This is a genomic window from Dactylosporangium maewongense (assembly GCF_039531485.1).
In the GTDB taxonomy this organism is placed as follows: Bacteria; Actinomycetota; Actinomycetes; order Mycobacteriales; family Micromonosporaceae; genus Dactylosporangium; species Dactylosporangium maewongense.
The window spans coordinates 222,573-234,750 of the sequence record NZ_BAAAQD010000011.1; the positions used below are offsets into that span (position 1 = coordinate 222,573).

Annotated in this window: 12 protein-coding genes; 6 read left to right on the plus strand and 6 right to left on the minus strand. The window is 72.6% G+C overall.

Annotated features, from left to right (window positions below):
• Positions 1–91: 91 nt before the first annotated feature.
• Both ABD332_RS27445 and ABD332_RS27450 read left to right on the plus strand, forming a co-directional pair.
• Entirely contained in the window at positions 92–790 is a 699-nt protein-coding gene (locus tag ABD332_RS27445) for a GNAT family N-acetyltransferase (protein WP_344505032.1), read from the plus strand.
• Between the two features lie 123 nt (positions 791–913).
• Positions 914–3,184, plus strand: a complete 2,271-nt coding sequence (locus ABD332_RS27450; protein ID WP_344505255.1) for a fibronectin type III domain-containing protein — start codon at positions 914–916, stop codon at positions 3,182–3,184.
• A gap of 62 nt (positions 3,185–3,246) precedes the next feature.
• Here ABD332_RS27450 and ABD332_RS27455 read toward each other — a convergent pair whose 3' ends face one another.
• From ABD332_RS27455 to ABD332_RS27465, 3 genes are all read right to left on the minus strand, one after another.
• Positions 3,247–3,612, minus strand: a complete 366-nt coding sequence (locus ABD332_RS27455; protein ID WP_344505033.1) for a histone-like nucleoid-structuring protein Lsr2 — start codon at positions 3,610–3,612, stop codon at positions 3,247–3,249.
• 132 nt (positions 3,613–3,744) lie between these two features.
• Positions 3,745–4,689 (minus strand): acyl-ACP desaturase, encoded by a 945-nt coding sequence (locus tag ABD332_RS27460; protein ID WP_344505034.1) that lies wholly within the window; start codon positions 4,687–4,689, stop codon positions 3,745–3,747.
• A gap of 53 nt (positions 4,690–4,742) precedes the next feature.
• The gene (locus ABD332_RS27465) at positions 4,743–5,456 is read right to left on the minus strand and encodes a lysophospholipid acyltransferase family protein (protein WP_344505035.1); all 714 of its coding nucleotides are present in this window, start codon (positions 5,454–5,456) and stop codon (positions 4,743–4,745) included.
• A gap of 86 nt (positions 5,457–5,542) precedes the next feature.
• Here ABD332_RS27465 and ABD332_RS27470 point away from each other — a divergent pair, with 86 nt between their 5' ends.
• Entirely contained in the window at positions 5,543–6,685 is a 1,143-nt protein-coding gene (locus ABD332_RS27470; protein WP_344505036.1) for an AI-2E family transporter, read from the plus strand.
• A gap of 35 nt (positions 6,686–6,720) precedes the next feature.
• On the opposite strand, the gene ABD332_RS27475 is transcribed toward ABD332_RS27470, so the two are convergent.
• A complete protein-coding gene (locus tag ABD332_RS27475; protein ID WP_344505037.1) occupies positions 6,721–8,589 on the minus strand; it encodes a hypothetical protein in 1,869 nt (622 codons plus the stop codon).
• 107 nt (positions 8,590–8,696) lie between these two features.
• Between ABD332_RS27475 and ABD332_RS27480 the strand changes: the two genes are divergently transcribed.
• The 3 genes from ABD332_RS27480 to ABD332_RS27490 are packed head-to-tail and all read left to right on the plus strand — an operon-like array spanning position 8,697 to position 10,806.
• Positions 8,697–8,945 carry a PspC domain-containing protein gene (locus ABD332_RS27480; protein ID WP_344505038.1) on the plus strand — a complete coding sequence of 83 codons (249 nt, stop codon included), beginning with the start codon at positions 8,697–8,699 and terminating at the stop codon, positions 8,943–8,945.
• Positions 8,946–9,674 carry an alpha/beta hydrolase gene (locus tag ABD332_RS27485; protein WP_344505039.1) on the plus strand — a complete coding sequence of 243 codons (729 nt, stop codon included), beginning with the start codon at positions 8,946–8,948 and terminating at the stop codon, positions 9,672–9,674. It abuts the gene before it with no gap.
• A complete protein-coding gene (locus ABD332_RS27490; RefSeq protein ID WP_344505041.1) occupies positions 9,577–10,806 on the plus strand; it encodes an ATP-grasp domain-containing protein in 1,230 nt (409 codons plus the stop codon). Before ABD332_RS27485 ends, ABD332_RS27490 begins: the two co-directional genes overlap by 98 nt.
• A 12-nt stretch (positions 10,807–10,818) precedes the next feature.
• Here ABD332_RS27490 and ABD332_RS27495 read toward each other — a convergent pair whose 3' ends face one another.
• Positions 10,819–11,466 carry an FAD-dependent oxidoreductase gene (locus tag ABD332_RS27495; protein ID WP_344505042.1) on the minus strand — a complete coding sequence of 216 codons (648 nt, stop codon included), beginning with the start codon at positions 11,464–11,466 and terminating at the stop codon, positions 10,819–10,821.
• Positions 11,424–12,134: a sigma factor-like helix-turn-helix DNA-binding protein gene (locus tag ABD332_RS27500; RefSeq protein WP_344505043.1), complete on the minus strand. Its 711-nt coding sequence runs from the start codon at positions 12,132–12,134 to the stop codon at positions 11,424–11,426. The genes ABD332_RS27495 and ABD332_RS27500 overlap by 43 nt, the downstream gene beginning before the upstream one ends.
• Positions 12,135–12,178: the final 44 nt, after the last annotated feature.

A 12,178-nucleotide genomic window follows, 5' to 3' on the forward strand; every position in this document is an offset into this window, starting at 1 on the left:
GTCGTGACCACCGAGCTCCTGGGGTTCCGCGGAACCCCAGGAGCTCGCTGTCGGGGCCGAGCGGGACGCCGGCCGGTGTCATGATGCGGGCGTGATTGATCAGGGTCTGTGGTACGCGATGCCGGAGCTCGTGGGGAGCCGGGTGCGGCTCGAGCCGTTGCGGGTCGAGCACGCGGAGGGGTACCTCCGGGCGGCCGGAAGCCCGGAGGAGGCGGCGGAGATCTTCCGCTGGCAGAGCCCGGCGGGTGGGGCGCTCGCCCGGCCGGTCACCGTACAGGACGCGCGGCAGCACATCATGGCTGCGCTGGCCGGGCGGGCGCGTGGGGAGCGGCTGCCTTACGCGCAGGTCGACGCGGTCACCGAGGAGGTGGCGGGGACGACCTCGTTCGCGGACCCCGACCCGGGGCTGCGTTCGGTCACGATCGGCTACACGTGGCTGGGGCAGCGCTGGTGGGGCACGGGCGCGAACGTCGAGGCGAAGCTGCTGATGCTCGCGTTCGCGTTCGACACCCTCGAAGCGGTCCGGGTCGGGCTGGTGACCGACGTGCGCAACGTACGGGCGCAGCGGGCGATCGAACGGCTCGGGGCGGCGCGGGAAGGGGTGCTGCGCAAGCACCGGCGGCGGGCGGACGGGTCGTGGCGGGACACGGTCGTGTACTCGATCGTCGACGATGACTGGCCGGGGGTGCGCGACGGCCTGCGCGAGCGGCTGGCGCGGGCCGTGTCGGGTGGGCAGGTGGGCAGGACCGGACCCGGGCCGGACAGTGCCGCGGGGGCAGGCGTGCAGTAGTCGGGGTGCATCGCGACGCGGTGCGGCCTCACCTGCACCGTCAGCTGACCCGGATCTCCGGTTTTCACGATGTACACGCAACGTAGTCGTTAGATTGCGAAACGTGTTCGCGTCTTGAGGGGCGTGACGGTCGTCGTGACGGGGGACGGGATGCGTGCGCAGTCCGGGTTGACGTCGAGTGCCGCGGGTCGCCGCGGACCGGGCCGCCGCCGGGCGCGCACCGGCCTCGCGCTGGTGACCGCCGGGCTCGTCGGGCTGGTGGTCACGGGAGGGCCGGCGTTCGCCGGGCTGATGGGCGGCGGCACCGCCTCCCCTGGGCCGTCGGGTGCGGCGGTGACCGTGCCGGCGCCCGCGCCGGCCGCCTCCAGCAAGGCGCCGCAGGCGCAGCAGCGCGCCCGGCCGTCGAATGCGGCGCCGAGCAGCGCGGACCCGGCCGGCAGCAAGAGCCCGGCGGGGAGCACGGGACCGGCGGGTGGGGCGGCTTCGGGGCACGTGCCGCTTGACGCTGACGGCAACCCGGCCGACGCCGTGGTCGACGACGCGACCGCCGCCGGACCGGTCGCCGAGCCCGGCCCAGCCCCCGGTGCCCCCTCAGGCGACGCGGGCGCGGGCGACCCGACGAGTGCCGGCAGTTCCGCCGACCCGTCGGGCGGCGCCGCGCCGTCCGTCGAGCCCACCGGTACAGAACCCGCCGCCACCAACTCGGCGAGCGGCGGCCCCTCCGACGGCGACGCCACCGGCACGGAACCGGCGGACGCCGAGCCGGCCGGCGACGCCGGCGTGGACGTGAACACCGCCGGGGTGATGGCCGCGATCCAGGCGCCCACCGGCGTCGTCGTGGTGCCGGTGCCGGGCGGGCTCAGGGTGGCGTGGACCCACGACGGGACCGGCGTCGACCACTACGTCGCGACCGCGTACGACCAGCAGGGGTCCGTCGCCGGCAGCTGCCTCGGCGCCACCGCCGGCACCGGCACCTGCGAGATCCGCGTCGGGGTCGCGGCCGGCGGGTCGTACACCGTGAAGGTCGTCGCATACGGCGGCGCCGGCGCGTCCGATCCCTCCGCCCCCGCCACGTCGGGTGTCGTCGTCGCCGGGCCGCCCGCGCCACCGACCGGCGTGCACGCCACCGTCACGTCGGCGACGTCGGTGCGCGTCGGGTGGACCGGGCCGGCGACACCGGCCGCGGGCGTCGACCGGTACGTCGTGACCGCCGTGCAGGACGCGTCGAAGACCTGCGCGACCGGGGACGGCGCCACCACCTGGTGCCCGGTGACCGGGCTGGAGCCGGGGACCGCGTACACGTTCCGGGTCGTGGCGCAGGGCGCCGGCGGCGACTCGGCACCGAGCGCGGCGTCGGCACCGGTCGTCGCCGGCGGCCCGGCCGCGCAGTCCACGGACATCCCCGAGCCGGTCAACCTCGTCGTCACCCCCGGCGACCAGAAGCTGCTCGTCGAGTGGCGGGCGCCGTGGGACCCGGACCACGCCGTCGGCGGGTACACCGTCCACGTCGAGGAGGAGCCCGGCCGCGACTGCGTGACCACCCACCCGACCTGCACCATCGAGGGACTGGCGAACGGCACCTCGTACACCGTGAGCGTCCGCAGCGACGGCGCGGTCTCGGGCGAGTCGGGGTGGGTGACCGCGACCGGCACGCCCAGCGTCGCGCCCGGCGAGCCGACGGCGGTGACCGCGGAGGCGAAGATCGAGGCGATCACCGTGTCGTGGATCGCCGGCGCGCCCGGGACGGGGGTGGCGCGGTTCCAGGCCCTGGCGACCGCGCCCGGCGGCGACCACGGCGTGTGCGAGACCGTGACCGGCAACTCGTGCACGATCAGCGGGCTCAAGTGGGGCGACACCTACTCGGTGACGGTGATGGCGATCGGCCGGCACGGACGCAACTCGGCGTGGAGCGAGCCGGCGAAGGTCGCGGTGCCGCACGAGGTGACGGTGCCGGCGGACCTGCCGGCCGGGATCGGGCACTTCGGCGGCTCCAGCGGCGACGAGGTCGCGCCGGGTGAGCTGTTCACGGTGACCGGGTCGGGCTTCGCGCCGCACTCGACGGTGAAGGTGGCGGTCTACTCGACGCCGATCGTGCTCGCCACGACGATGACCGACGGTGCCGGGACGTTCAGCGCCGAGGTGTCGGTGCCGGAGGCCGTCAAGGGCGGGCCGCACACGCTCGTGGCGGCCGGCGTCGACACGGGCGGGGAGCCGCGGTTCCTGACGATGGCGGTGACCGTCGCCGTGGAGTACGAGGCGACCGCGTTCGGCGACGCCGGCGGCAGCGTCCTGGCCGTCACGGGCGACCCGGTCGGGCGGACCGCCGGCGCGGGCGCGGCCCTCGTCATCGCCGGCATGCTGCTGGTGGGCGCGTCACGGAGGTTCAAACACTAGGGTCGAACACTGAGGGCACCCGCGGTGCCGCGGATGCCCTCAGTGTGTGGTGACACGAACCTTCAATGTCCTGCCTCGGCGTGGAACCGCTCGACGAGATCCGAACGGATCCGGCCGCGGTCGGACACCTCGATGCCCTTGGACAGGGCCCATTCGCGGATGGCCCGGTTCTGCTCCCGCTCGGCGCGGGCGGACAGGACCGGCCGGACCCGGCCACCCGGACGAGCCGGGACGGTGGGAGCCGGGGTGAGACGGCCGACCTTGGTCGCGGCGCCGATGAACGACGCGAGGGCCTCGCGCAGCTCAGCGGCGTGCTTCGCGGAAAGGTCGATCGTGTACTGCACGCCGTCGAGGCCGAAGCTGACACTCTCGTCGGCGAGCTCGCCGTCGAGGTCGTCGATCAGCTCATGGATCACGCGTCTGGCCATGACGATGCTGCCTTCCGGTACGGGGAGTTACTTCCGCACCCGTCAACAACCCGAATTCCGCGTAAAAAACGGTCAGACGGGCAGTGACGGGCACGGAACGGTCGCTGGAGCGTACCCGAAGAGTAACCGCGTTCAGACGGCGGCCCGGGCGGTCTGCCGCGCCCGAGTGGCCTCCCGCCGCTCCACGAAGCGGCTCGCCTGCGTGTCGAGGTCGGCCAGGTACGCCGACAGCTCCTCGCGCGCGGCCTCGCCGTCGCCGGTCAGCCCGGTCCGCTCGAACGCCTTGACCTGCCGCAGCACCGGGGCGAGGACGTCGTCGTGGTGCAGGCGCAGGTCGTAGATGCCGGCCATGGCGATCTGGACCGACTTGCGGCCGAAGTTCTCGATGGTGTGGCCCGGCATCTGGAACGACTTCGCGACCTTCGTCACTGCCCGCATCGCCGCGTTGGGCGCGACGTCGAACGCGGCGTTGAGCAGGTTGCGGTAGAAGATCATGTGGAGGTTCTCGTCGTTGGCGACCTTCGCCAGGAGCTGCTCACAGATCGGGTCGCCGCTGGCGGTGCCGGTGTTGCGGTGCGACACGCGGGTCGCCAGCTCCTGGAACGACACGTATGCCACCGACTCGATGAGCCCCTCGTACGCGTTGCTGAACCCACCCGCCATGTGCGTCATCCGGGCCCGCTCCAGGGCGACCGGGTCGACGGCGCGCGTCGCCAGCAGGTAGTCGCGGATCGCGATCCCGTGCCGGCCCTCCTCCGCCGTCCACCGGTGCACCCACGTGCCCCACGCGCCGTCACGGCCGAAGACCAGGGCGATCTCGTGGTGGTAGCTGGGCAGGTTGTCCTCGGTGAGCAGGTTCACGATGAGCGAGGTGCGCGCAACGTCGGACAGCTTCGACTGGCCGGGCTCCCACGCCTCACCACCGAGCAGGCCGTCGAAGTCGCGGCCCTGGCTCCACGGCACGTACTCGTGCGGGAACCATTCCTTGGCCGTGGCCAGGTGACGGTTGAGGTTGGCCTCGACCACCGGCTCCAGCTCGTTGAGCAGGGCCAGGGTGGCGGTGGGCTCGGTCGTCACGGAACCTCCGTTGGTGTCAGGGGCGGAATCGGTACAGAGTGAAACACGCTCGACTAGTCGGCGGCCAGCAGCGACTCAGGCGTCGGTGCCGTGCCGCCGAGGTGCGCGGGCTGCCAGAACACGCCCTCGGGACGGTCCCGGTACTCCCGCTGCGCGCGGTCGAGCATCGCCGTCATCCGGGTCCGCAACTCCGCGGTGACGGCGTCGGCGTTGTCCTTGCGCGTCGGGTGCAGCGGTTCACCCGCAATGATCGTGATCGGCACGCCGCGCTGCTTCAGGTTCTTCGGGTGACCCTTGGTCCAGAACCGTTGCGTGCCCCACAGCACCATCGGCACCAGCGGCGTGCCGGTGGCCGCGGCGAGCCGGGCGGCGCCGTTCTTGAGGTCCTTGACGGTGAACGACTGGCTGATCGTCGCCTCCGGGAACACGCCGACGACCTCGCCGGCCTTCAGGTTCTCCAGCGCCGCCTTGTAGGACGCCATGCCCGCCTCCCGGTCGACGGGGATGTGCCGCATCCCGCGCATCAGCGGGCCGCCGATCTTGTGACGGAAGATCGACTCCTTGGCCATGAACCGCACGAGCCGCTTCGACGCGTTGGCGCCCAGGCCGCAGAAGATGAAGTCGAGGTAGGAGACGTGGTTGCAGGCGATGACCGCACCACCCGTGGTCGGCACGTGCTCGGCCCCCTCGACGGTGATACGCATGTTGAGCAGCCGGAACATCGTCTTCGCGAGCGCGATGACCGGGGGGTACACGAGATCAGCCATCCCATTACGCTACCGACCTTCACTGGACGTCACCCGGTACCCTGCCCCAAGGTCGTTTCTTTCATCGTCTGCAGCGGGAGCCCGGGATGTCGGTCGATCAGGACCTCGAAGAACTACCTGAAGAGGAGACCCCTGGGGACCCGCCGGTCGCGGACGAGGACGTCATCATCGTCGTGCCGCCGCCGCGGTTCGGCACGCCCGGCCCGCCGATGCGGCGCTCGCCGCTGCTCATCGGCCTGTTCGGCGGCCTCGGGCTGCTCCTGGCGTACAGCCTGTACCAGGCGGTCGACCAGGTCCGGTCGATCCTGGTGCTCATCTTCATCGCGATGTTCCTGGCGATCGGGCTCAACCCCGCCGTCGTCCGCCTCACCCGCTGGGGCGTGCCCCGGGTCCTCGCCGTCGCGACCGTCGGCATCGGCGCGATGCTGCTGCTGTGCGGCGGCCTGCTCGCGCTGATCCCGCCGCTGGTGACGCAGACCGGGGCGCTGGTCGAGAACCTGCCGACCTACATCGACAACCTGCGTCACCAGGACCAGCTCAACAAGCTCAACGAGGACTACAAGCTGCTCGACCAGCTGAAGGCGGTGGCGACCGCCGGCAACGTCACCAAGGCGCTCGGCGGGGTCTGGGGCGGCGCGCAGGTCGTCTTCGGCGCCCTGTTCAACATCGTGACCGTGGTCGTGCTGACGCTGTACTTCATGGCCGCGTTCAACCGGCTGAAGGAGGGCGGCTACAAGCTCGTCCCCGCCTCCCGCCGCTCGCGGGTCGCGCTGCTCGGCGACGAGATCCTCATGAAGGTCGGCGCCTACCTCGGCGGCGCGCTCGCGATCGCGGTCATCGCCGGCATCTCGTCGTTCGTGTTCCTGCTGATCCTCGACATCAAGTACTCCTACGCCCTGGCGGTCCTGGTCGCGATCACCGACCTCATCCCGCAGATCGGCGCCACCCTCGGCGCGGTCGTGGTCAGCATCGTCGGGTTCGCCACCAGCATCCCGGCGGGCATCGCCTGCGTCATCTTCTTCGTCATCTACCAGCAGGTGGAGAACTACCTGATCTACCCGACGGTGATGCGAAGGGCGGTGAAGGTCAGCGACCTCGCCGCGATCCTGTCGGTGCTGCTCGGCGTGGCCCTCATGGGTGTCGTCGGCGCGCTGATCGCGATCCCGGTCGTCGCCGCGATCCAGCTCATCGTCCGCGAGGTCCTCATCCCCCGCCAGGACGCCCGGTAGCCCGGTCGTCCCGATCGCGGCCTCGGTCCCGGCGGTCAGTTGCGGCTCAGGACCCTCGTGAACCCGGCGGCGACCGTGGTCGCGAGGGTCCAGCCGGCGGCGATGAGGCCGAACGCCAGCCACTGCCCGGCACCCGTCGGCCGGAACGCCGACTCCTGTCCGAAATCGATGATCGGCAGGAGCAGGTCCAGGGTGTAGACCAGCGGGTGGAGCTCCGGCGCCTGACCGGGATCGACCGGCGCCGGCCGCCAGGTGGCGAACACGGTCGTGCCGGCGACGAGCAGCGCCAGCAGCCAGCCCGCGGCGCGCTGCGGCCGGTACCCGTAGCCGACGGTCACGTCCTGCAGCCAGCCCCAGGACCGCGTCCACCACGGCCGGGTCGCCCGGCGGCGGCGCTGCTTGGCGAGCAGGACGGTGCGGGCGTCGTCGTCGTGGCCGAGCTGCCGGTAGACGGCGGCGAGCTGCTCGTAGGGCTGCGGCGGCAGGCCGTCCGCGGTCCTGGCGAGCCAGTCCAGGCGCCGCCGCGGCTCCAGCAGCGGGTCCAGCGTCTGGTACGTGAGGCCGTCCAGCCGCAGGTCGGCGGGCCACGTGGCGGGGTCGTCGCGGACCAGGGAGGCCCGCACGTAGCGCAGGTCGACCGGGCCGGTCGGCGGGGCGGCGAAGCGCAGGTCGACCTCGCCGGCCTCCGCGCCGGTGCACTTCAGCGCCGCCAGGTGCGCCTCCTGCAGGCACAGCTTGCCGCCGATCCGCGCCGCGCTCATCGAGACCCGCCCGGTCGCGGTGAAGCCGGTGCAGCAGTTCATCAGCGACCCGGTGACGATCCCAGTCGCGCGCAGCGAGGTGCCGTCCGGGTTGTCGAGGCGGGCGCCCTCGAGGAACACCGCCCCGCCGACCCGCGCCTCGACGAGCGACACCCCGCCGGTCGCGGTGAACCCTTCCCGGCCCTCGACCGGCCCCTCGACGGTGCAGCTGTCGGCGCGCAGGGCGAGCCCGCCGGGGTTGCTCAGGGACGCGCCGGCCATCCGCAGGCCCCGGCCGACCCGGGCGCCGACGAGGCGGGTCTCGCCGTCGACCTTGACGCCGCCGAGCAGGTGGACGCCGCCGCCGACGTCGGCCCGGTCCAGCCGTACCGCGACACCGCCGGGGTTGCGCAGGGTGGCGCCGGAGAATGTGGCGACCCCGCCGACCGTGCAGTGGCGCAGGCTCACCTCGCCCTCGACGTCGGCGCGGCGCAGGAACACGCCGCCGGTGACGGTGGCGCTGTCCAGGTCCAGGCCCTTCCGCCCGCCGAACCGGGAGGCGGCCGCCCGGCTGTCCGGCGGCGTGGCCGCGGCGGCGGGCGCGACGATCGTGGCGCCGTCGAGGTGCACGCCGCCGGTGACGGTGGCCTGGAAGAGCTGGATCGTGCCGTCGGCGCGGAAGCCCTCCTCGGCGACGAGGTCCCCGCCGATCTGGCTGCGCTCCGCGGACAGGACGGTGCCGCCCGGGGCGCTGAGCCGCGCCCGCTCCAGCAGCAGCCCACCGGCGATCTTCGCGTCCCTCAGGTTGATCATGTCGGTGCTGCGGACGCCCGACATCCGCAGGTGCCCGGCGATCGTCACGCCGGCGGCCTGCAGGCCCGGCATCGTGGTGTCGCGGAAGCCGGTGAACGCCAGCCGCGCCCAGTACAGGTCCGGCGCCTCGGCGAACTCGCTCTCCTGGACCAGCAGCGGGCAGGTCACCTCGGCGAACGACAGCACCAGCCGGCCGGTGACCTTCGCCGCGTGCAGTCGCAGCGCCGCGCGCCGGCTCGGCGGCTCCGCCGTGAGCAGCTCCACGAGCAGCGCGGCGTCGACCTCCGCGCCGCCGAGGCTCAGCCGCTCCCCCGCCGCGAACGCCTGGCGCACCCGATCATCGACGTCCACGACTGCGATCGTAGAGGAGGCGGTCACCCGCTCGGGGTGGCGTCTCAGGGATCGTTCAGGGCCTCACCCGAGGTCGCCGGGCGGCTCCGGCGGGCAACCTTGAGCACATGACCGAGATCAAGCGCCTCCGCCGTTCCCGCGCCGACCGTACCCTCGCCGGGGTCATCGGTGGCCTCGCCGAGTACTTCGGCGTCGACCCGACCATGGCCCGCGCCGTGTTCCTGCTCGCCGTCCTGCTCACCGGCGGGACCGCGGTCCTCGCGTACCCGATCCTGTGGATCGTCATGCCCGACACCCCGCCGGACGTCAAGCCCGTGAGCCCTGCGTCCGGCGGGCACCTGCCCTATGGTGCGTGAGTGACCGCGTTGTGCGTGCCGGTGCTGGGCGGCACCCTGGAGGTCCGGGTGGTGTCGCCGGCCGGCGGCGCGCCCGTGGTCCTCGTCGCGCACGACGGACCCGCCTACGAGGACGGCGCCGCCCTGTCCACCCTCGCCCGCGGCACGCACGTCGCGCTGCTGTCCCCCGGCGACCGCAACGAGTGGTACTCCGCGAACCCCGCCTACGCCGACGCCCTCGTCGACCGGGTGCTCCCGCGGCTGCCGGCCGGCCCGCGCGTCGGGCTCGGCGCCAGCCTCGGCGCCCTCGCGCTGCTGCACGCGGAGCATCACCGGCCCGGCACCTTCGCCGGGCTGTTCCTGCAGTCGGGGAGCTTCTTCACCGCCGAGCTGGACCCTCAGGAGTCGGGGTTTCCGCGGTACCGGCGGATCCTGGACTTCGTCGACGTCGCCGCGCCGACCGCGGCGGAGACGGTGCTGACGTGCGGGCGGGACGAGGAGAACCTGCACAACAACCGGGCCATGGCGCGGCGGCTGGGCGTGCCGCTGATCGAGGTGCCCGGCGGTCACTCGATGACGACCTGGCGCGACGCGCTCGGCCCGCACCTGCCACCACTGCTGCGGCAGTTCACGGATGGACGGGAGTTCACGGATGGACCATCTCATCGGCCTGCTGCTCGGCACGGAGCAGGACTGGCCCCGCGCGTTCGAGACGCTGATCGGCCGGATCGGCCCGATCCGCGGCCGTGACGGCACCGACCATCGGCTGCGGACCGCGCGGGTGAGCATCGAGCCGTTCAACCTGCGCGACCGGCCCACCCACGACCTCGTGATCGACCGTCTCGCGTACTGGTACTACCACCCCCGGGAGTGGCTGAAGAAGATCGCGCTGATGGACGACGTGTACCTGCTCAACAGCCCGTTCACGTTCCAGTCGATGGAGAAGCACGCCGCGTACTGCGCGATGATGCGCCTCGGGCTGCACGTGCCGGAGACGGTCCTCGTGCCCTACAAGAACCCGGTCGACCACGCGAAGTGGGCGTACACCGCCGAACGCTACAACCAGCCGTTCGACCTCGACGCGGTCGCCGACCGCATCGGCTACCCGCTGTTCATGAAGCCCTACGACGGCGGCGCCTGGGTCGGGGTGTCCCGGATCGCCGACTCCACCGCGCTGCACACCGCCTACGACCAGTCCGGTGAGCGCCTCATGCACCTGCAGCAGTCGATCGAGGGGTACGAGGTCTTCACCCGCTCCCTGACGATCGGCCCGGAGACGATGGTGATGAAGTTCCGGCCGGAGCTGCCGATGCACGAGCGGTACGCGGTCGAGCACGACTTCCTCGACGCGACGGTCGGCGACGAGGTCGTCACGATCTCCCGGCTCGTCAACGCGTTCTTCCGCTGGGAGTTCAACTCGTGCGAGTCCCTCGTCCGCGACGGCGTCGTGTACCCGATCGACTACGCGAACGCGTGCCCGGACGTCGCCCTCACCAGCCTGCACTACTACTTCCCGTGGGCGATGACGGCGCTCGTGCGCTGGTCCGCGTTCTGCGTCGTCACCGGCCGGCGCCCCGGCCTGGACCTCGACACGGCCCGCTACTTCACCGTCGCCGACGACGCGTCGCTCGGCTACCGCGACAAGCTCACGGCGTACCGCCGCATCGCCGACGACTACCTCGCCGTCGACGACTACCGCGAGTTCTGCGACACCGCACTGCCGCACGTGCCGGCGCTGGTCGCCGAGTGGGTCGCGTCCCCCGACTTCGACGACCTGCTCGTGTCGACGGTGCGCGCCACGTACCCGCCGCACGAGCACGACCGGTTCATCGCCCACTTCCGCGGCCTCATCGACCTGTGGAAGCACGAGAACACCCACTGATCCCGCCACGTTCTACTCGTCGCGCGGGAAGAACGGCAGCTCGATGTGGACGCGGTCGGCGGCCGCGAGGATCTTCGCGGCGTCGTCGACCGGCGGGTGGATGTGCTGGTTGATCCGCTGCTTGACCTCCTTGCCGGCGGCGCCCGAGGCCATCACCCTGCGGTCCCAGCCCCGGGTGAAGACCGCGCCGGCACCGCCCAGGTCCAGGCAGGTGACGTACGGGCCGGGGGTGAAGTCGCGCAACGGCACGCCGAGCAGGTCGGCCGCGGCGTTGTACCCGGCGACCTTGCCCAACGGGGTGGCGTGCTGGCAGGCCTGCATGACCGTGTGCTCGGCGTCGAACGCCGCCGCGGCCGTGTCCCCGGCCACGAACACCTCGGGAAGGGCGCGCAGCTGCCGGTCCACCGGCACCCGGCCGAGATCGTCGACGTCGCCGGAGATCTGCCGGGTGAGCTCGCTGGCCGTGATCCCCGCGCACCAGACCACCGCGTCCGCCTCGACCTTGGTGCCGTCGGAGAGGACGGCGTATCCATCGCCGATCTCCGTCACCGTCGTCCCGAGGCGGCGTTCGACGCCCAGCTCGTCCAGCGCCGCCTCGATCTCCCCACGCAGCGGGTTCAGATGTGACCGAGCTTCTCGGGATTGGCCAGTCTGCGCCACGTCGTGATCCGTCCGTCGGCGATCTCCACGGTGTCGAGCCAGACCAGCACGTCGCCGCAGAAGGTCGCCAGGGCCGGCGATCCGTTCACCTCGACGATCTGGAACGTGTCGGGGCGCCTGATCTCGATCTGCCTGACCGCCAGCAGGGCGATCGTCTCGGCGCCCCGGACCGGCCTGCGCGCGGCGGTCACCTTGCCGCCGCCGTCGGCGACATGGACGGCCCCGGGATCCAGCAGCTGGACGAGCTCGGCGATGTCCCCCGCGTCGGCTGCCGCCTTGAACGCCTTGAGCACGCGTTCGGTCTCGGCCCTGGACACCCGGGGCCGTTCCTGGACCGCGGCGACCCGGGCCCGTGCCCGGGACGCGAGCTTGCGGCCGGCGGCGGGCGTGCTGCCGAGCACCCCGGCGATCCGGCCGAACGGAACGTCGAAGACATCGTGCAGCACCAGCGCGACGCGTTCGGCGGGCGTGAGCGTCTCCATGACCACCAGCAGCGCGGTGCTCACCGACTCGTCCATGAGCACCGCAGCGGCGGCGTCGGGCCCGGTCAGCAGCGGTTCGGGCAGCCAGGGCCCGACATACGACTCGCGCCGGACGCGCGCCGACTTCAGCACGTTGTAGGACGTCCGGGCGGCCACGGTGACCAGCCAGGCCCGCAGGTCCCGCACCTGGGACAGGTCGGCCGCGGCGGCGCGCAGCCGGCGTCCGCCAG